Consider the following 19305-nt stretch of genomic DNA (forward strand, 5'->3'; position numbering starts at 1 on the left):
GTCCGGAAGCGCTGTCACCTGATCGCGGGCGACGTAAATCACGAGACCCGAGATAGTTAGCCGAGCTAAGCTCGTTGGTTGTGACTGGTGAACCGGGGACCATGCCGCCCCGCTCGGGCGTGCGCAAGGTCCTCGGACGCATCATCGTCGACACCCGGCCGCTGAAGATCCCGGCTTTCCGGCGGCTGTGGCTGTCCACTGTGGTCACCGCCGTCGGGACGCAGCTGACCGCCGTCGCGGTGCCGAAGCAGGTTTTCGACCTCACCGGGTCCTCCGCCTACGTCGGGCTCACCGGGCTCGTCGCGCTCGTGCCGCTGCTCGTCTTCGGGCTCTGGGGCGGGGCCGTCGCCGATGCCGTCGATCGGCGGAAGCTGCTCTTCGTCACCAACGTCGGGGTCGCGATCACCTCCGCGCTGCTCTGGCTGCAGGCCTTCGCGAACTTCGGGTCCGTCTGGCTCGTCCTCGGCCTGCTCGCCGTCAACCAGGCGTTCTTCGCGATCAACATGCCGACGCGCGGCGCGGTCGTCGCGCGGCTCGTGCCCGCCGAGCTGCTGCCGTCCGCGAACGCGCTGAACACCACCATGTCGACCTTCGGCGCGGTCTTCGGCCCGCTGCTCGCCGGTGCGCTGATCCCCGTCCTCGGGCTCTCGACGCTATACCTGATCGACGTCGTCGCCCTCGCGATCACGCTCATCGCCGTCTGGCGGCTGCCGTCGATCCCGCCGCTCAACGGGCCGTCGCGGCGCGCCGGGCTCAGCGACGTCGTCGACGGCTTCAAGTACCTCGCCGGGCAGAAGATCCTGCTGGCGTCCTTCGTCGCCGACATCATCGCGATGGTCTTCGGCATGCCGCGGGCGCTGATCCCGGAGATGGCCGAGCGCACGTTCGGCGATCCGCCCGGCGGCGGGCCCGCGCTCGGCTGGCTCTACGCCGCGCTGCCGCTCGGCGCGATGCTGATCGGCCTGTTCAGCGGCTGGCTGACACGCATCCACCGCCAGGGCGTCGCGGTGGTCGTCTCGATCTGCGCGTGGGGCGCGGCGGTCGCCGGGTTCGGGCTCGCGCACTCGCTGTGGCTCGCCGTCGTCTTCATGGCGCTCGCCGGCGCCGCGGACATGGTCAGCGCGGTCTACCGGATGGCGATCCTGCAGGTCGCGACCACCGACGAGATGCGCGGACGGCTCCAGGGCGTCTTCACCGTCGTCGTCGCGGGCGGCCCGCGCATCGCCGACCTGACGCACGGTTGGGGCGCCGCCGCGTTCGGCACGACGGCGGCCGCGACCGGCGGTGGCCTGCTGGTCATCGTGCTGGTCTGCGCCGCGATGTTCGTGCTCCCGGCGTTCTGGCGGTACCGGGCGCCGACCGCGTAGGCCGTTCGGGCTAGGGTGCGGACATGCGTACCGTAGCCGTCGTTTTGGTCGCTTTTGCCGCTTTGACCGCCTGCTCTTCGGGGGACAAACCCACCACCGCGACGTCGTCATCCGCGGCCCCGAAGCCGGCGCCGAGCACGAACGCCGCCGCCGCGTCGCTGGACCCGTGCAAGCTGCTGCCCGCCGCGGCCGTGTCGAAGGCGCTGTTCCTGGACAACCTCACGGCGGTCCCGGGCCCGGTGCAGGACAACGCGGCCAACGGCGGCAAGGCCCGCAGCTGCGAGTACCAGCTGGACGGCAAGGCCGCGGGCGCGCTCGCGGTGACCCGCTACGAGGGCAAGCAGGGCAAGCCGGCCGAGATGGTCGCGTCGATCAAGAAGGCCAAGCCGGCCGCGAAGGACGTCGCCGGTTTCCCGGACGGTGCCGTCTACTACGTCGACGAGCAGAAGACGGCCACCCTCGCCACGGCGGAGCTGGTCGCGGGCACGCCGGTGCTGGTCAACTACACCGGCCCGGCCAAGATGACCCCGGAGCAGATGGCGCCGCTGGTCAAGCAGGCCGTCGACGCGAGCTGATCAGGCCCAGCCGACGAGCTGCCGCTCCGACAGCGTCCCGGTGGACTTGAGCTGACCGAGCGCGGGCCGCGCGATCGCGCCCGGCGTGGCCGGCGATTGGAACCACTCGTCCTGGTCGGTCTGGTAAAGCACGGCGGCTTTGTCCGGGGCCGCCGCGGTCTTGGCGATCCTCGGCTCGGACCGGTCGACGAGCTTGGTGAGCTGCGGCGTTCCACCGGCGAGCGAGAGGCGCATCAGGACGCCGTGCTCGTCCGAGCCGGTGATGGCGGACATCAGCACGGTCGTCGTGTCGAGCGCGGTGACGAACTGGTAGACGGCGTCGGGTTCTTCGTAGACGGCGTAGGCGATCGCGCCCGCCGAATCGGTCAGGTAGGACAGTTCGCCGGCGTGCCGGGCGTCCTTCCAGGTCAGCACTTCGCCCTGCGAGCCGATCGCCCAGTCCTCGACGTGCTGGTCGGAGCTGCTGTTCGGCACGATCTCGGCTTCCTTGACCGGCTGCCCGAGCTGCCGGTAGTCGACGGAGTACACCGCCGTGTCGTCGTCGAAGTACAGCTTCGACCCGGCCGGTCCGAACCGCGGGTTCTGGAACCTGGCCGCCTTCTCGCTCATCGACCGCTCCGGGGCCGGCACGATGCCGGTGCGTTCGTACCGCCGGTCGGCGGCGTTGAGCTTGAAGACGTCGACGCCGTCTTGGGTTTCGAGCGTCGCGTACTGACCGTCGGGCGAGACGAGGTCCAGCTTGGTGGCCGGCCCGTCGAACCGGTTCAGCGAGCTGTCGTACCCGGGCAGCGACAAGGTCGTCTTCGCCGCGCCGGTGGCGGGATCGGCGAAGACGACGTCGTCGAGACCGGTCTCCGCCGAATGCTGCAGCAGGACGACCCCGGACAGGTCGAGCGGCGGCGCTTCCGGCGCCGCGGCGGCGGCCGGTGCGGGCGGGGTGCCGCTCCCGCACGCCGTGACCAGCACCGCGACCGCCCCGGTCAAGGCCGCACTCCACCACTTCTTCGTCACCGCTGAGCCTCCTTCGTCGTGGCTCAGATGTGCCGGGAGATCATCCGGTTCCCTCAGCGGCGCAACGCGGCGAGTTCGACCGGGCTGTGCGCGGAGAACACCTTGACCTCGTCGTGGTGGTCCCGCGCCAGCTCGTGCAGCCGCGCCAGGTTCTCCAGCCGCGGCCGGCGCAGGGTCTGGACGAGGTTCTGGAACGCCGTCAGCCCCGGCGGGCAGTGCGGCGCGACCGGGTCGAGCTGGCCGTGGAAGAAGTACGCGTCGCCCGCGTGCAGGAGCCAGCCGTCGCCGGTGTCGACCGCGACGCCGGTGTGGCCGCGCGTGTGGCCGGTGAGCGGGACCAGCAGGATCTCCTCCGGCAGCCCCTTCAGCGAGCGGACCGCTTCGAAGCCGAACCACGGCTCGCCCGTCTCGTCGTACGTGCTCCACAGCGGCCGGTGCGCGAACTGGGCCGCCCGGTAGCGGTTCTTCTCCGCCGCGTTCGCCGGGGCCGTCGCCGCGCGGTGCTCCTCGGCGCGGACGTGCACGACGGCGTTGGGGAAGTCGGCCAGGCCGCCCGCGTGGTCGACGTCGAGGTGCGTCATCACGATGTGGCGGACGTCGGCGGGGTCGAGGCCGAGTGCCTTGATCTGCGCGACCGCCGTCTCGGCGGCCACGGGCTTGGCGCCGACCATCGTGAGGAACGGACGGCCCAGCCACTCGCCGGGCCGGGTCACGCCCGCGCTGCCGAACCCGGTGTCGACCAGCACCAGCCCGTCGCCGGTCTCGATCAGCAGGCAGTGCGCGACCAGCTCCGCCCGCCGCAGCAGGCCGGGCTCGCCGTCGAGCAGCTTGCCGCCCGCCGGGCGCATCGATCCGCAGTTCAGGTGGTGCACCTTCATACGCTGCTCCTGGTGCTCAGCCGGAGGAAGTCGGTCTCGTCGTGCGCGGCGAAGACGGTGACCTCGTCGCCGTGCTCCTGAACAAGCTGGCGCAGGCGGCGGTGATTGTCCAGCCGGGCACCCCGCACCGTCTCCATGCGGCCTTCGAACCACTTGAGCCCGGGCGGGCAGTTCGGCGCGGCCGGATCGACCTGGCCGTGGAAGAAGTACGAGTCGCCGGCGTTGAGCAGCCAGCCGCTCCCGGTGTCGACGGCGACGCCGGCGTGGCCGCGCGTGTGCCCGGAGAGCGGGACGAGCAGGATCTCCGGCGGCAGGCCGTCGAGCCGGCGCACCGCGTCGAAGCCGAACCACGGCTCGCCGGTGTCCGCATAGGACGTCCATTGTGGACCGTGGGCGAACTGGATCCGGCGGTAGCGGCCGCGTTCGGCGGCGTCACGCGGTTCGGTGAACGCACGCAGCTCTTCGGCGTAGACGTGCACGCGCGCCCACGGGAAGTCGATCAGCCCGCCCGCGTGGTCGAGGTCGAGGTGGGTCAGCACGATGTCGCGGACGTCCGTCGGGTCGAACCCGAGCGCGCGGATCTGCGCGATCGCGGTCTGCGCCGGATCCGGGACGGGGTTCGACTGGCGGACGAACCCGGCGCCGAGCCAGGCGGCGCGGTCGACCGCGGCCGGCGTGCCCATGCCGGTTTCGACGAGCACGAGCCCGGTGTCCGTCTCGAGCAGCAGGCAGTGGCAGACCATGGTGGCGCGCCGGAACAAGCCCGGCTTGCCGTCGATCAGCCCGCCGCCGAGCGGGCGCATGGTGCCGCAGTTCAGGTGGTGGACGCGCATCAGGAGAACTCCCGGTCGAGGGTGGTGTGCAGGTGGGTGGCGACGGCGCGCAGCGGCGCGAGGTCGCGGCGGGTGCGGGCCAGCAGCAGCCCGCCTTCGATCGCGGCGAGCACGACGGTGGCGAGCTCGTCCGCGCGCTCGGCCTGAAGGCCTTGCGCGGCAAAGTAATCCGCGAAGATCGTGTGCCACGACGAGTAGCCGTCCGCGCAGGCTTCGCGGATCGGCTCGCTCGCCGCGGCGGCGTCCAATGCGACCGTCGCGAGTGGACATCCGCGCTGGAAGTCCGACTGGGTCAGGAAACTCGCCAGCGCGTCGATCGCCCGGGTGACGGCGGTCGGCGCGTCGGGCGCGTCGCGGAGGATCGCTTCCAGGATCGCGCCGGTGCGCTCACCGGAAAGCCGGACGGCTTCGGCGGCGAGCTGTTCCTTGCCGCCGGGGAAGTGGAAGTACAACGAGCCCTTGGGCGCGCCGCCCGCCGTCGTCAGCTGGGTGAGGCCGGTGGCGTGGTAGCCCTGGGTCTGGAACAGGTCGGCGGCGGTGTCGAGCATCCGCTGCCGCGTGTCGGTGCGACGGACCATGGCACGACCGTAGCGCAAACTATGACGACCGGTCTAGTGATTTCGCGGATCGGTAAGGTCGTGCCATGGGCAACCCCACCGGTCAGCAGTTCGAGATCACCCGCGGCAACGCGCGCGCCGTCGTCACCGAAATCGGCGCCGGGCTGCGCGCTTTCGAGGTCGGCGGAGTGCCGTACGTCGAGGAGTTCGGCGAAGACGAGAAGCCGCCGAAGGGCGCCGGCCAGGTGCTGCTGCCGTGGCCGAACCGGACCAAGGCCGGGAAGTGGACCTTCCAGGGCGAGGAGCAGCAGCTCGAGATCACCGAGGAGGCACGCGGCAACGCCATCCACGGCCTGACCCGCCACCTCGAGTGGGAGCTGCTCGAGCACGCCGAGTCGTCGATCACCCTGGCCGTCGACGTCGAGGCGCAGCCGGGCTGGCCGGTGCCGCTGCGCGCGACGGTGACCTACGAGCTCGCGCCGCGCGAACTGACCGTGACGCACGAGATCCGCAACGAGGGCGAGCAGCCGATCGGCGTCGGCGTCGGCACGCACCCGTACTTCCGGATCGGCGACGTCCCGACCGACGAGCTGACCCTGACGCTGCCGGCGAGCCGCGTCCGCCCGTACGAGGGCGACCAGCAGATGCCGTACGCGCCGGAGCAGGACGTCGAGGGCACGGAGTACGACTTCCGCGGCGGCCGCGTGCTCGAAGGCGTCAACCTGGACACGGCGTTCGGCTCGCTGTCCGCTTCCGACGGCGAGCACCAGTTCGTGCTGTCCCACGAAGACCGGCAGCTGGTCGTCTGGACCGGCCCCGACTTCCGCTGGGCGCAGGTCTTCACGCCGGACGACCTGGTCGGCCGAGGCCGCGCCGTCGCCATCGAGCCGATGACCTGCCCGGCCGACGCGCTCAACACCGGCACCGACCTGATCGAGCTGGAGCCGTCGGCGTCGTGGTCGGGCAGCTGGGGCATCCGCGTCCGGTGAACCGGCTGGGTCCCGCCGACGCGGGCGAGGTGCTGACGCTGCAGCGCGCCGCGTACGTCACCGAAGCCCGCGCGCACGGCGACCTCGACCTGCCGCCGCTGCTGGAGACGCTCGACGAGACGCGCGCGGCACTGGCGGGCCTGTCCTGGGGCATCCGCGAGAACGGGCGGCTGGTGGCGTCGGTGCGCCTGACGGTGACCGGGCACGTCGGCGTGATCGGCCGGCTCGTCGTGGCGCCGGACCGGCAGGGCGCCGGGCTGGGGAGCGGGCTGCTGCGGTTCGCGGAGTCCTCCGCGCCCGCGGAGGTGACGGTTTTCCGGCTCTTCACCGGGTCGAACAGCGTCGGCCCGCTGCACCTGTACGCCAAGCACGGCTACCGCGAGACGCACCGGACGCCCGAGCACAACCACGAGCTGGTGCACTTGGAGAAGGCCCGCGTGCACCCGCCCGGAGGAGTTCGTTAGCGTGGCGAACTATGGCGAAGGCAATTGTCGGGGGCTACGTCGTCCCCATCGACGGTGAACCCATCGACGGCGGCACGGTCCTCATCGACGGCGGCAAGATCGTCGCGATCGGCGCCGAAGCCGACGTCGACATCCCGGAGGACGCCGAGCTCGTCGACGCGGCGGGCACCTGGGTGCTGCCCGGCTTCATCGACGCGCACGCCCACCTCGGCGTCCACGAGGAGGGGGAGGGCTGGTCCGGCAACGACACCAACGAGATGACCGACCCGAACGGCGCCCGCTTCCGCGCGATCGACGGCATCGACCCGTACGAGCCGGGCTTCGACGACGCGCTGGCCGGCGGCGTCACGAGCGTCGTCATCAAGCCGGGTTCGGGCAACCCGATCGGCGGCCAGACGATCGGCGTCAAGACCTGGGGCCGCAGCATCCTCGACATGGTCTTCGCGGAGCAGGTCAGCGTGAAGAGCGCGCTCGGCGAGAACCCGAAGCGCGTGTACGGCGACAAGAAGCAGACGCCGTCGACGCGGCTGGGCGTCGCGGCGATCCTGCGCGAGGCCTTCACCAAGGCCCGCAACTACCAGGCGAAGCGCGCGCACGCCGAGTCCGAGGGCAAGCCACACGAGATCGACCTGACGCTGGAGACGCTGTCGAAGGTCCTCGACGGCGAGCTGTACTGGGACCAGCACGTCCACCGCGCGGACGACATCGTCACGGCGCTGCGGCTGGCCGACGAGTTCGGCTACAAGCTGGTGATCAACCACGGCACCGAAGGCCACCTGATCGCGGACCTGCTCGCTTCGCGCGACGTCCCGGTCATCCTGGGCTCGCTGTTCACCACGAAGTCCAAGGTGGAGCTGCGCAACCGCACCCTCCGCTCGGCCGGCATCCTGGCCCGCGCGGGCGTGAAGATCGCGATCACGACCGACCACCCGGTGATCCCGATCAACTTCCTGGTCTACCAGGCGGCCCTCGCGGTGAAGGACGGCCTCGACCCGGCAACGGCGTTGCGTTCGCTGACCGTCAACCCGGCGTCGATGCTGGGCCTGGACGAGCAGATCGGCTCGCTGAAGCCGGGCCTGGACGCGGACGTGGTCCTGTGGTCGGGCGACCCGCTGGACGTGATGAACCGCGCCCTGAGGGTCTTCGTCCGGGGTGACGAGGTGTACCACTTCGACGAGACGCTGGGTGAGGGCGTTTCGAAGGACCGCCGCTACCGCGAGTCCCGCTGAGCTTCGAGCAGCACGCCGGTTACCGGGCGGTTCCGGCGTGCTGCTCGATCAAGGCGTTCAGGTCGATCTTGACCGGGAACGGTTCTTCGGTCGCGAAGGTGCCGATGACCGCGGCGGCGTCCTGGTAGCCCTGGCAGGCGATCAGGGTGACCGGGTCGGCGAGGTCGACGATCCAGTAGTGCGGGATGCCCGCGTCGGCGTACTCGTCGTGCTTCACGCGGTAGTCGGTGCGCTTCGAGCCCGGCGACACGATTTCCACGACCAGGGCTACCTCTGTGGCCCGAATCATGTCTTTGTCCTGGTGAACGCGGGCAATCGCGGCTTTGTCGACGAGCATCAGGTCAGGTCGGCGGGAAGAGCCGGGTCCGCCGGGTGGCGCCAGGCCGAGATCCACATCGGTGCCAGGAACGACCCTGAGGCTGCCTGGGGCCTGCCTGTCGAGTTGCCGCGCCAGCTCGAACTGCGCGAGGTTGTGCCCGGGCTTCTGGCTGGGTGACAGCACGATGCGGCCTTCCACGAGTTCGGTGAAGCCTGTGTCGGTTTCACCGAGCGCCGCGTATTCCTCGATCGTCAGCAGCTCGTCGGGGATCTCCCACCGCCGGCCAGGGTCTGGCTCGGGAAGTGCGGCCACAGCTGCTCCTCAGGTTGTTCGTACTGGTGACAGCAGTCCGTCGAGGTCGATCTTGACCGGGAACGGTTCTTCGGTCGCGAAGGTGCCGGTGACCGCGGCCGCGTCCTGGTAGCCCTGGCAGGCGATGAGGGTGACCGGGTCGGCGAGGTCGACGATCCAGTAGTGCGGGATGCCCGCGTCCGCGTACTCGTCGTGCTTCACGCGGTAGTCCGTGCGCCGCGAGCCCGCTGTCGCGATCTCGACGACCACCGCGACGTGCTCAGCGCGGATCGGGTCGGCGGCCGTCCGGTCGAAGATCAGCAGGTCCGGGCGGCGGGAGAAGCCCGGCTCGCCGGGTGCCGCCAAGCCGAGGTCCACGTCGGTGCCGAGGGCGAACGCGAGGTCGCGCGGCAGCTGGCGTTCCAGCTGCCCGGCCAGCCGGCAGGCGGCCATGTTGTGCGCGCGGCCGGCGCCGGGTGAGGGCACCACGCGGCCTTCCACCAGTTCGGTGAAGCCGCGGTCGGTCTCCCCGAGCGCGCGGTACTCCTCGACGGACAACAGCTGGTCGGGCATGTGCGAAACGGTATCCGTCCCGCGGGTGGGACGGGGTTCGCTCGACCGGGTCGGGTCAGTCGAGGAGGGCGTCGAGGTCGATCTTGACCGGGAACGGGACGTCGGTCGTGAAGGTGCCGGTGACCGCGGACGCGTCCAGGTAGCCGAATTCACCGGCTTGGTGGCAGGCGACCAGGGAGATGGGCTCGCTCGTGTCGATGATCCAGTAGTGCGGGATTCCGGCGTCGGCGTACTCGTCGTGCTTGACGTGGTAGTCGGTGCGTTTCGAACCCGGCGACACGATCTCGACGACCAGGACCACCTCGTCGGCGCGGTACATGCCGTTTTGTCGATCCACGCGAGCACGCGCCTCGCGGTAGGTGACAAGGAGGTCGGGGCGGCGCGAGAAACCCGGTTCACCGCGAGGCACCAAACCGAGGTCGACGTCGATGTCCGGCGTGAAGTCGAGTTCCGGCGGCAGCTGCGGTTCCAGCTGCCGGCCCAGCAGGTAAGCGGCTCTGTTGTGCTTTCGGCTGGGACTGGGGGACATCACGACGCGGCCTTCCACGAGTTCGGTGAAACCTGTGTCGGTTTCACCGAGCGCCGCGTACTCCTCGATCGTCAGCAGGTGATCGGGGATCTCCCACTTGCGAGCGGGGCCCGGCTTGGGAAGTGCAATCACAACGGCTCCTCACGTCGCCCGGCATTGTCTCACGGCTCAGGTGCAACCAGGAGTAACCGTAGGTGTCCCAACCGTGTGACAGAAGCTGCCCGATCAGGCCTTCTTCAGCTCCCGCGCGATCACCATCCGCTGAATCTGGTTCGTCCCCTCGAAGATCTGCGGCACCTTCGCCTCCCGCATGTACCGCTCCACCGGGAAGTCCCGCGTGTACCCGGCCCCACCCAGGACCTGGACCGCGTCCGTCGTCACCTTCATCGCCCCATCGGTCGCCACCAGCTTCGCGATCGACGCCTGGCGCTGGAACGGCAGCCCGCGGTCACGCCGCCGCGCGGCCTCCAAATACGTCGCCCGCGACGACTCCACCGTCGCCGCCATGTCGGCGAGGAGGAACTCGACGCCCTGGAAGTCGATGATCGCGCGGCCGAACTGCGAGCGGCCCTTCGCGTACGCCACCGCCTCGTCCAGTGCCGCCTGGGCCAGGCCCACCGCGCACGCCGCGATGCCGAGCCGGCCCGAGCTGAGGGACGCCAGGGCGATCCGCAGGCCGTCGCCCGCCGAACCCAGCAGGCGGGACGCCGGCACGCGGGCGCCGTCGAAGATCAGCTGGGCGGTGGGGGAGCCGGTGAGGCCCATCTTCCGCTCGCGCGGGGCCGCCGACAGGCCTTCGGTGGCGCCGTCGACCAGGAGGCACGAGATCTCGTCGGCACCCGTGCGGACCATCGTCGTGTAGAAGTCGGCCACGCCCGCGTGCGTGATCCACGCCTTAGTCCCGTTCACCACGTAGTCCGCGCCGTCGAGCCGGGCGCGGGTCGACAACGCGGCCGCGTCCGAACCCGCGTTCGTCTCCGAAAGCGCGTACGCGCCCAGCAGCGAGCCTTCGAGCATGTCCGGGAGCCACTCGGCGCGCTGGGAATCCGTGCCGTACTCGGCCAGCGCGTAGCAGGACATCGTGTGCACCGACAGCCCGACGCCGACCGTCATCCACGCGGTCGCCAGCTCCTCCAAGACCTGCAGGTACACCTCGTACCGGACGTCGCCGCCGCCCCAGCGCTCCGGGTACGGCAGGCCCAGCAGGCCGGACTTGCCGAGCAGGCGGAACTGCTCGCGCGGGAACTCTTCCGCCTCTTCGGCCGCCGCCGCGCGGGGAGCCAGCTCGTCGCGGGCGATCTCCCGGGCCAGGTCGACCAGGGCTTCGGCCTCGGAAGAAGGCAGCAGGCGTTCGGCGGGCATCGTCGTCCTCCAAAGCGGTACTGAAAACAGTACTGTGGGCTCGATCAGAGTACAGTACGACAGGCCTGGGGTGGCCGGAAGACGTAGGAGATAGTGAGCCGATGCGCCCCGAACCCCGCCGACGGCCGACCGCGCGCCAGCGCGCCCTGCTCGCCGACCTGGAGGCGCTCTTTCTCGCCGAGGGCTTCGTCGCCTTCACCCTCGACGACCTCGCCGGGCGCCTGCGCTGCTCGAAGTCGACGCTCTACGCGCTCGCGCCCAGCAAGGAGCAGCTCGCCGTCAAGGTCGTCACGCACTTCTTCCGGGGCGCCGCGGAGCGGATCGAGGAGCGCATCGCCGGGATCGACGACGCCCGCAAGCTCATCGGGGAGTACCTGGCCGGGGTCTCCGAGCACCTGAACCGGGCGTCGGCGGCGTTCATGCGCGACCTCGCCGAGTTCGGGCCGGCGCGCGAGGCCTACCAGGTCAACAGCCGGTTCGCGGCCCAGCGGCTCCGGCGGTTCATCGACAAGGGCGTCGCCGACGGGGTGTTCCGGGACGTCCACGCCCGGCTGGTGGCCGAGATGACCGGGCTGATCATCGAGGGCATCCAGACCGGCGTGCTCGGCCAGCGCACCGAAGTTTCCGACGCCGAAGCGTTCACCGCTCTGGGTGAGTTGCTGCTCGGCGGGCTGAACAAATAGCGGACAGGAATTGTCAGCCCGCAATGGATAAACTCCCCGCGTGATCGTCGTAGGCGGAGAAGCTCTGGTCGACCTGGTTCCCGGCGACCCCCTGGATTCCACTATGGACGGTGGGCTGCGCGCGCTGCTGCCCCGGCTGGGCGGTGGTCCGTACAACGTCGCCCTCGCGGCCGGACGGCTCGGCGTGCCGGCGGCGTTCCTGTCCCGCGTGTCGACCGACCGCTTCGGCGATGCCATGGTCGAGCGGCTGCACGGCTCCGGCGTCGACACGGCGCTGCTGCAGCGCGGGGACGAGCCGACGACGCTCGCCGTCGTCGCGCTCGACGCGAAGGGTGCCGCGCGCTACACGTTCTACGTCGAGGGCACGGCGGACCGGCTCGTCGCCGACCCGGGACCGCTTCCGGAAAACGTGACCGCGCTCTCCCTCGGCACCCTCGGCATGGTCCTCGAGCCCGGCGCTTCGGTGTACGAGGCGATGCTGCGGCGCGAGGCCGCGCGCGGCGTGCTGACGGTCCTCGACCCGAACATCCGCGAGGCGCTGATCACCGACCCGGCGGCCTACCGCGCCCGGTTCGCGTCCTGGCTGCCGGACGTCCGGCTGCTCAAGATCTCCGACGACGACGCCGCGTGGCTGACCGGCGGCGCCGACCCGCTCGCGGCCGCGAAGACGTGGGTCGAGTCCGGTGTGGACGCCGTGGTGCTCACCCGGGGCGCCGACGGGCTCGCGGTGATCACCGCCGCAGGTGAGCTGGCCCACGTGCCGTCGCGGAAGGTCGAGGTGGTCGACACGATCGGCGCCGGCGACACCGTGCAGGGCGCGCTGCTGGCCTGGCTGCACACCCGGCAGGTCGCCGACCTGGCTTCCCTCGACGCGGACGCGTGGCGCGACGCCCTCGCTTTCGCGGCGAAAGCGGCGTCGATCACGGTGTCCCGCAGCGGTGCCGAGCCGCCGACGTCCGCGGATATGGCGTCGAGCGTGTGAACCTGGTCCCAAAGGGCCCCCCAGGAGCAACGCCACCGCTGCGCGAACACCGGTTCCTCGACTAGCGTAGAGGGGCATTCTTCATACCCCAGCGGGGCGGTGTGCAGCGAGGCGCCAGTGTTTCCTCGCGTGAACACGTGGCTACCTGTGAAACGTACAGGCGCCGCCGCTCCGTGCCGAACGTGAGAGGGACTTGCATGTCCGACGCGACGACTGCGGGGCAGTCCGGCGGCGATACCGCGAAGCTGACCCTGCCGAGTGGCGAGCACGAGTTCAAGATCGTCCACCCGGTCGAGGGCGCGCCCGGGATCGAACTGGGGAAGCTGCTGGCGCAGACGGGGTACATCACCTACGACCCCGGTTTCGTCAACACCGGCTCCGCGTCGTCCGCCATCGCCTACATCGACGGTGACGCCGGCATCCTCCGCTACCGCGGTTACCCGATCGAGCAGCTGGCCGAGAAGTCGACCTTCGTCGAGGTCTCGTACCTGCTGATCTACGGCGAGCTGCCGACCCAGGCCCAGCTGGCCGACTTCACCGAGAAGATCCAGCGCCACACGCTGCTGCACGAGGACCTGAAGGCCTTCTTCAGCGGCTTCCCGCGCGACGCGCACCCGATGCCCGTCCTGTCCAGCGCGGTGTCGGCGCTGTCGACCTTCTACCAGGACTCGCTCGACCCGTTCGACGAGCCGAACGTGGAGCTGTCCACCATCCGGCTGCTCGCCAAGGTCCCGACCCTGGCCGCCTACGCGTACAAGAAGTCCGTGGGCCAGCCGCTGCTGTACCCGGACAACTCGCTCGGCCTGGTCGAGAACTTCCTGCGCATGACCTTCGGCTTCCCGGCCGAGCCGTACGAGGTCGACCCGGACATCGCGAAGGCGCTGGACCTGCTGTTCATCCTGCACGCCGACCACGAGCAGAACTGCTCGACGTCGACCGTGCGCCTGGTCGGCTCGTCCGAGGCCAACCTGTTCGCCTCGATTTCGGCGGGCATCAACGCGCTGTTCGGCCCGCTGCACGGCGGCGCGAACGCGGCGGTCCTCGACATGCTCGAGGGCATCAAGAACGACGGCGGCGACGTCGCCAAGTTCGTCGAGCGCGTGAAGAACAAGGAAAAGGGCGTGAAGCTGATGGGCTTCGGGCACCGGGTGTACAAGAACTACGACCCGCGCGCGAAGATCATCAAGAACACCGCCGACGAGATCCTCGGCAAGCTGAAGGGCGGCGACCAGCTGCTCGACATCGCCAAGAAGCTCGAAGAGGTCGCGCTTTCCGACGAGTACTTCGTTTCGCGCAAGCTGTACCCGAACGTGGACTTCTACACCGGCCTGATCTACCGGGCGCTGGGCTTCCCGACGAAGTTCTTCACGGTGCTGTTCGCGCTGGGCCGGCTCCCGGGCTGGATCGCGCACTGGCGCGAGATGATCAACGACCCGGCCACCAAGATCGGCCGCCCGCGGCAGATCTACACCGGCCACGCTTCGCGGGACTACACCCCGATGTCGGAGCGTTAAAGGCTCACCCCGGTAACCGCCCCGTCGTGCACCCGCACGGCGGGGCGCTTATCGTTGGACCGCGTGACCAGAGAAGCGCCCGTCGTCCTGTGGTTCCGCCGCGACCTGCGGCTGGGCGACCACGCGGCCCTGCTCGAAGCCTCGAAGCACAGCAAGCACGTGCTCGCGCTGTACGTCCTCGACGAGGCCTTGCTCAAGCCCGGCGGTGCCCCGCGTGAGGCCTTCCTATACGGGTGCCTGGAAAAGCTGGACGAGCAGCTCGGCGGACGGCTGATGCTCGTGCGCGGCGAGCCGGCCGTGGAAGTGGTCCGCGCCGCGAAGAAGATCGGCGCGGCCGCGGTGCACGTCAGCGCCGACACCGGCCCGTACGGCCGCCGCCGGGACGCTTCCGTGGCGAAGGCGTTGGCGGAGCACAACATCGACTGGGTCGAGACCGGTTCGCCGTACGCGGTGACGCCCGGCCAGGTCACCAAGCCGGACGGCGACCCGTACCGCGTCTTCACGCCGTTCCACCGGGCATGGACAGCACGCGGCTGGCACTCGCCGGCGGACACCGGACCGTCCCTTGTGGACTGGGTCGAACCGCCGCGGTCGCTGAAGATCCCTCGCGCGCCCCGGGTTTCCGCGACCCTGCCCGAGCCGGGCGAGCGGGCCGCGCTCGACGTCTGGCACGCGTTCCTCGACGACGGCATCGAAACCTACGACGAAGACCGCGACCGGCCGGACCGCGCGGGCACCACGCGGCTTTCGCCGTACCTGCGCTGGGGGAACATCCACCCGCGGACCATCCTGGCGGACCTGGCGGGCGACGACCGCGCGGGCGCGAAGTCGTTGCGCGGTGAGATCTGCTGGCGCGAGTTCCACGCCGATGTTCTTTGGCACCGCCCGGAAACCGCGCGGGAGAACTACGACAAGCGGTTCGACGGGATGCGGCACGACGACGACCCCGAGGCGTTCGAGCGCTGGTGCGCGGGCCGGACCGGCTACCCGATCGTCGACGCGGGGATGCGGCAGCTGCTGGCGGAGGGCTGGATGCACAACCGGGTGCGGATGGTCGTCGCGAGCTTCCTGGTGAAGGACCTGCACCTGCCGTGGTGGCTGGGCGCGCGCCACTTCATGAAGCACCTCGTGGACGGCGACCTGGCGTCGAACCAGCTGAACTGGCAGTGGGTCGCGGGCTGCGGCACCGACGCGGCACCGTACTTCCGGATCTTCAACCCGACGACGCAGGGCGAGAAGTTCGACCCGAACGGCGACTACGTCCGGAAGTACGTGCCGGAGCTGAGGCCGGTCCAGGGCAAAGCGGTGCACCAGCTGAAGGAACGGCCGGAGGAGTACCCGGAGCCGATGGTCGACCACGCGCACGAGCGCCAGGTTTCCCTGGAGCGGTACGGAAAGATCACGTCGTGATCAGCGGGCGGGCGCGCCACACGACGGCGAGCCGGGGGTCGCCGGTGGGGCTCGGCTCGATCCGATCCACGGTGAAGCCCTCGCGCTCGTAGAACGCGCCGGCCCGCACGTTGGCCGCGAAGTGCTCGATGAGGAGCCGGCCAGCGCCGGCGGGCAGCTGCCGGACCAGGGCGTCGAGCAAGCGCGGGCCGAGTCCGCGGCCCCGGCGCTCGGGATGGACGTAGAGCTTGTAGACCACGGGGTCGGTCCCATCGTGGCCACGCTGCCCGACGCCCACGAGCCCGCCGTCGTCCTCGGCGACGACCACCCGTCCGGCGGCCACCGCCGCGGCGAGGTGCGGTTCGTTCCACCAGTCGCGGACCTGTGCATCCGCGGCGGCCGCGCCGATCAACGGCGTGTAGTGCGGCCGGATGTGCGCCTCACCGAACGGGACGATCGCCGCGACGTCGTCCGGCCCGGCCGTCCGCACGTCAGCCACGCAGGGCCTCCGACAGCTTGATGCGGCTGCCGATCCGCAGAACGCTGTTGCCGTAGATCTTCCCGCCGACCCACGTCAGCAACGCGACGAGCGCGAGCGTCAAAGCCAGCGACAGCCCGATTTCCCAGCCCGCCGCCGCGCCCGTCGAGATGCGGGCCGGCATCAGGATCGGGGACAGCAGCGGGATCAGTGACACGACCTTCGCCGCCGTGCCCGAGGGGTCCTGCAGGAGCAGGTTGATGCCCGCGACGAACCCGACGATGAGGATGATGTTCAGCGGCCCGACGACCGCCTGCGTGTCCTCCTGCCGGGACACGAGCGAGCCGAGCGCGCCGTAGATCGTGGCGTACAACAGGAAGCCGAGCAGGTACCAGAGCAGGCCCCACAGCACCGCGCCGGTCGCGAAGCCGGACAGGGTGAACACGCCGGTCGCCGTCGCCGCCAGCAGGCCCGCCGCGCCGAGGATCACCAGCTGGGTCAGGCCGACCAGGCCGATGCCGATCACCTTGCCCAGCAACAATTGCCACGGCCGGACGCTGGCGAGCAGGAGCTCCACGACCCGGCTCGACTTCTCCTCGACCACGCCCTGGGCGACCATCATCCCGTAGGTGATGATGCTCATGTAGAGCAGGAACGCGACGATCAGGCCGAGGACCAGCCGCTGCGTGTGGTCCGCCGGTTCGGGCGAGAGCGGCTCGTCCTGCACGTGGGTGCTGTTCACCTGCGCCATCACGTCGGCCGGTTCGAGCTGCGCGGACGACAGGACGCCGTCGAGCACCTGCTGCTGGGCGACCTGGTCGAGCACCCGGCGCAGCTGATCGTCCAAACTGGACTTGTAGGTGGCGGTCAGCTTCGCCGCGCTGCCCGAGACGAGCGCGTCGAGGTCGCCGTCTTCGACCTGCTCGCGGCCCTCGGCGGGGTCGGTGACGGTGACGGTCTCGACCTGGCGGCCGGACTGCGCGGCGGCGACCTGCAGCTGCTTGGCGATCCCGGTCGCCTGCCCGGTCAGCCCGACCTTGCTCCGGTCCGCCGAGCCGGCCAGCGCGGTCTGGAACCCGACGTAGCCGAGCAGCAGCACGAGCAGCACCGCGGTGCCGATCACGAACGACCGCGTGCGCAGCCGCGTGTTCAGCTCGCGCTTCAGCACGAGCCAGACGGCCCGCCGTCCGGTCAGCTTCTTCATCGTTCTCCCTCGTCGGACACCGCGTCGCGGAAGAGCTCGGTCAGCGACCGGCGACGGCGGCTGAACTCGGTGACCGGCCCGGTGCTCAGCGCCGCGGCGAGCACGGCCTGGTCGTCGGCGCCCGGGTCGAGGTCGAGCACGGTGGTGGCGCCGCGGTCCTCGACGACGCGCACCCCGGGCACGCTCCCGGCCCAGCCGGGCCGCGCGGCCGGCGCGGTGACCACGAGCTTGCTGCTCGCGCCCGCGGTCAGCTCGCCGACCGTGCCGACGGCGACCATCCGGCCCCCGCGGATGATCCCGACCCGGTCGCAGAGCCGCTCGACGAGGTCCAGCTGGTGGCTGGAGAACACCACCGGCACCCCGGCGGCCGCCTTTTCCCGCAGCACCCCGCTCATCACGTCGACGGCGAGCGGGTCCAGGCCGGAGAACGGCTCGTCCAGGACGAGCACGGCCGGGTCGTGCACCAGCGCGGCTGCCAGCTGGACGCGCTGCTGGTTGCCGAGGCTGAGCTTCTGCACCTCGTCCTTGCGGCGCCCGGCCAGCCCGAGCCTGCCGATCCAGTCCTCGGCGTTGCGGTGGGCTTCGTTCGTGCTCAGGCCGTGCAGCTCGGCGAGGTAGACGAGCTGGTCCAGCACCTTCATCTTCGGGTACAGGCCGCGTTCTTCCGGCATGTACCCGAAGTGCGTGCGGGTCTCGTGGGTGACCGGCGTGCCGCCGAAGCGGACTTCCCCGCCGTCGGCGGCGAGCACGCCCAGCGCGATCCGCATCGTCGTGGTCTTCCCGGCGCCGTTGCTGCCGACGAAGCCGAACAGCTCCCCGGCGCGGACGTCGAACGAGACGCCGTCCAGCGCGACCTTCGTGCCGTAGCGCTTGGAGATCCCGTCGATCTCGAGCGTCCCCTCGGTCATGTCCTCACCCTAGGCCACGTGAACGCCCGGCAAGCTCGTCGGATGGCCGGCGTGGGGCTGGTCACCGCGCTCAGGCGAGCCCGGCCAGCGATTTGTCGACCAGTTCGGCGACCCTGGCCCGAGCGGCTTCCGCGTCCGCCGGGATCAGCGCCAGCCGCGTGCGGCGCTCCAGCACGTCCGAGACGTCCAGTGCGCCCTCGTTCCGGACCGCCCACACGACTTCCGCCGCCGTGATCTCCGTGCCCGGGGCCACCGGGGCCGCGAACTCGGCGTCCAGTTCGCCCAGCGCCGCCACGCGCGGAGCCTCGGTCCCGTACCGCGCGACCAAGCGCGCCGGGGCGTCCACAAGGGACAACTCCGCCCGGGGAGCGGCGCCCAGCAACGGCAACCAGGCCGTCCGGCACGGCGTGACGGCGAGACCGGCCAGGCGGATGGCCGCGTCGACGGCGTCTTCCGCCATCCGCCGGTACGTGGTCAGCTTGCCGCCGACCACCGTCAGCAGCCCGTCGGAACCGGCCAGCACCGCGTGCTTGCGGGACAGGTCGGCCGAGCGGCCGCCGCTGCCTTCGACCAGCGGGCGCAACCCCGCGTACGAACCCGCGACGTCGGCGCGGGTCAGCGGCCGGTCCAGCACCGAAGAAGCCAGTGCCAGCAGGAAGTCCACATCGGACTCGGGCACCGATGGCACGTCGGGGATCGCGCCCGCGACCGGCTCGTCGGTGAGTCCCAAGTAGACCCGGCCGTCCGGCTGCGGGAGCAGGAAGACGAACCGGTTGGTCTCCCCGGGCACGCCGATGTTGACCGACGTCGTGCCCATCGGCACCGTCCCCGGCGCGAGCACCAGGTGCGAACCGAGGGACGGCCGCAGGCGCACCGAGCCGGTCAGGGTGCCCGCCCACACGCCCGTCGCGTTGATCACCTGGCGCGCGTGGATGTCGAACGCGTCGCCCGAAACGCCGTCGACGACCGAGACGCGGTCCGCCGAAAGCGAGGAAGCCGACAGGCGCGTCAGGATGCGCGCGCCGAACGACGCCGCCGTGCGGGCCAGGGAAACCACCAGCCGGGCGTCGTCGACCAGCGCGCCGTCGTAGGCCAGGAGGCCGCCGCGCAAGCCGTGCGGGGACAGGCCGGGCGCCAGCGCCAGCGCTTCGGCGGGCGGGACCGACCGCG

21 protein-coding genes are annotated in these 19305 nt (G+C 70.8%); 9 read left to right on the forward strand and 12 right to left on the reverse strand.

Annotated features, from left to right (window positions below; genetic code table 11):
- The first annotated feature begins 101 nt into the window (after window positions 1-101).
- Both G3I65_RS49245 and G3I65_RS49250 read left to right on the forward strand, forming a co-directional pair.
- Window positions 102-1367, forward strand: a complete 1266-nt coding sequence (locus tag G3I65_RS49245; protein ID WP_166641548.1) for an MFS transporter — start codon at window positions 102-104, stop codon at window positions 1365-1367.
- Between the two features lie 23 nt (window positions 1368-1390).
- Window positions 1391-1942: a DUF3558 family protein gene (locus tag G3I65_RS49250; RefSeq protein ID WP_160702542.1), complete on the forward strand. Its 552-nt coding sequence runs from the start codon at window positions 1391-1393 to the stop codon at window positions 1940-1942.
- On the opposite strand, the gene G3I65_RS49255 is transcribed toward G3I65_RS49250, so the two are convergent.
- From G3I65_RS49255 to G3I65_RS49270, 4 genes are read right to left on the reverse strand one after another with little or no spacing between them, the layout of a single operon-like run.
- On the reverse strand, window positions 1943-2953 hold the full coding sequence (locus tag G3I65_RS49255) for a hypothetical protein (protein ID WP_160702544.1): 1011 nt from the start codon (window positions 2951-2953) through the stop codon (window positions 1943-1945).
- A 53-nt stretch (window positions 2954-3006) separates the two neighbouring features.
- Window positions 3007-3831: an MBL fold metallo-hydrolase gene (locus G3I65_RS49260; protein ID WP_160702546.1), complete on the reverse strand. Its 825-nt coding sequence runs from the start codon at window positions 3829-3831 to the stop codon at window positions 3007-3009.
- Window positions 3828-4664, reverse strand: a complete 837-nt coding sequence (locus G3I65_RS49265) for an MBL fold metallo-hydrolase (protein WP_160702548.1) — start codon at window positions 4662-4664, stop codon at window positions 3828-3830. Before G3I65_RS49265 ends, G3I65_RS49260 begins: the two co-directional genes overlap by 4 nt.
- Window positions 4664-5242, reverse strand: a complete 579-nt coding sequence (locus G3I65_RS49270; RefSeq protein ID WP_163046889.1) for a TetR/AcrR family transcriptional regulator — start codon at window positions 5240-5242, stop codon at window positions 4664-4666. The genes G3I65_RS49265 and G3I65_RS49270 overlap by 1 nt, the downstream gene beginning before the upstream one ends.
- Before the next feature lie 65 nt (window positions 5243-5307).
- Between G3I65_RS49270 and G3I65_RS49275 the strand changes: the two genes are divergently transcribed.
- The 3 genes from G3I65_RS49275 to G3I65_RS49285 are packed head-to-tail and all read left to right on the forward strand — an operon-like array spanning window position 5308 to window position 7903.
- Window positions 5308-6210: an aldose 1-epimerase family protein gene (locus G3I65_RS49275; RefSeq protein WP_160702552.1), complete on the forward strand. Its 903-nt coding sequence runs from the start codon at window positions 5308-5310 to the stop codon at window positions 6208-6210.
- Window positions 6177-6674, forward strand: a complete 498-nt coding sequence (locus G3I65_RS49280; protein ID WP_160702554.1) for a GNAT family N-acetyltransferase — start codon at window positions 6177-6179, stop codon at window positions 6672-6674. Before G3I65_RS49275 ends, G3I65_RS49280 begins: the two co-directional genes overlap by 34 nt.
- Window positions 6675-6685: 11 nt before the next feature.
- Window positions 6686-7903 carry an amidohydrolase gene (locus G3I65_RS49285; protein WP_160702556.1) on the forward strand — a complete coding sequence of 406 codons (1218 nt, stop codon included), beginning with the start codon at window positions 6686-6688 and terminating at the stop codon, window positions 7901-7903.
- Window positions 7904-7922: 19 nt separating this feature from the next.
- On the opposite strand, the gene G3I65_RS49290 is transcribed toward G3I65_RS49285, so the two are convergent.
- The 4 genes from G3I65_RS49290 to G3I65_RS49305 form a co-directional block, all read right to left on the reverse strand.
- On the reverse strand, window positions 7923-8534 hold the full coding sequence (locus G3I65_RS49290; protein ID WP_160702558.1) for a Uma2 family endonuclease: 612 nt from the start codon (window positions 8532-8534) through the stop codon (window positions 7923-7925).
- A gap of 9 nt (window positions 8535-8543) precedes the next feature.
- The gene (locus G3I65_RS49295) at window positions 8544-9086 is read right to left on the reverse strand and encodes a Uma2 family endonuclease (RefSeq protein ID WP_160702560.1); all 543 of its coding nucleotides are present in this window, start codon (window positions 9084-9086) and stop codon (window positions 8544-8546) included.
- A gap of 55 nt (window positions 9087-9141) precedes the next feature.
- Window positions 9142-9747, reverse strand: a complete 606-nt coding sequence (locus tag G3I65_RS49300; RefSeq protein ID WP_160702562.1) for a Uma2 family endonuclease — start codon at window positions 9745-9747, stop codon at window positions 9142-9144.
- Between the two features lie 93 nt (window positions 9748-9840).
- Complete coding sequence (locus tag G3I65_RS49305; RefSeq protein WP_160702564.1) at window positions 9841-10977, reverse strand: acyl-CoA dehydrogenase family protein; 1137 nt, start codon at window positions 10975-10977, stop codon at window positions 9841-9843.
- Between the two features lie 101 nt (window positions 10978-11078).
- On the opposite strand from G3I65_RS49305, the gene G3I65_RS49310 reads away from it, so the two are divergent.
- From G3I65_RS49310 to G3I65_RS49325, 4 genes are all read left to right on the forward strand, one after another.
- Window positions 11079-11660, forward strand: coding sequence for a TetR/AcrR family transcriptional regulator (locus G3I65_RS49310; RefSeq protein WP_160702566.1), 582 nt, complete (start codon window positions 11079-11081; stop codon window positions 11658-11660).
- A gap of 40 nt (window positions 11661-11700) precedes the next feature.
- The gene (locus G3I65_RS49315; RefSeq protein WP_160702568.1) at window positions 11701-12642 is read left to right on the forward strand and encodes a carbohydrate kinase; all 942 of its coding nucleotides are present in this window, start codon (window positions 11701-11703) and stop codon (window positions 12640-12642) included.
- A 197-nt stretch (window positions 12643-12839) separates the two neighbouring features.
- Complete coding sequence (locus G3I65_RS49320) at window positions 12840-14156, forward strand: citrate synthase (RefSeq protein WP_160702581.1); 1317 nt, start codon at window positions 12840-12842, stop codon at window positions 14154-14156.
- Window positions 14157-14219: 63 nt separating this feature from the next.
- A complete protein-coding gene (locus G3I65_RS49325) occupies window positions 14220-15566 on the forward strand; it encodes a deoxyribodipyrimidine photo-lyase (protein WP_160702583.1) in 1347 nt (448 codons plus the stop codon).
- On the opposite strand, the gene G3I65_RS49330 is transcribed toward G3I65_RS49325, so the two are convergent.
- From G3I65_RS49330 to G3I65_RS49345, 4 genes are all read right to left on the reverse strand, one after another.
- On the reverse strand, window positions 15556-16044 hold the full coding sequence (locus G3I65_RS49330) for an N-acetyltransferase (RefSeq protein WP_160702585.1): 489 nt from the start codon (window positions 16042-16044) through the stop codon (window positions 15556-15558). The two genes, G3I65_RS49325 and G3I65_RS49330, sit on opposite strands and share 11 nt — an antisense overlap.
- Window positions 16037-17227, reverse strand: coding sequence for an ABC transporter permease (locus tag G3I65_RS49335; protein ID WP_160702587.1), 1191 nt, complete (start codon window positions 17225-17227; stop codon window positions 16037-16039). Before G3I65_RS49335 ends, G3I65_RS49330 begins: the two co-directional genes overlap by 8 nt.
- A complete protein-coding gene (locus G3I65_RS49340; RefSeq protein ID WP_160702589.1) occupies window positions 17224-18135 on the reverse strand; it encodes an ABC transporter ATP-binding protein in 912 nt (303 codons plus the stop codon). Before G3I65_RS49340 ends, G3I65_RS49335 begins: the two co-directional genes overlap by 4 nt.
- A 70-nt stretch (window positions 18136-18205) precedes the next feature.
- The coding region (locus G3I65_RS49345) for a glycerol-3-phosphate dehydrogenase/oxidase (RefSeq protein ID WP_160702591.1) at window positions 18206-19305 on the reverse strand (1100 nt) is incomplete at its 5' end.

Source organism: Amycolatopsis sp. SID8362 (genome assembly GCF_010550475.1).
Taxonomy (GTDB): domain Bacteria; phylum Actinomycetota; class Actinomycetes; order Mycobacteriales; family Pseudonocardiaceae; genus Amycolatopsis; species Amycolatopsis eburnea.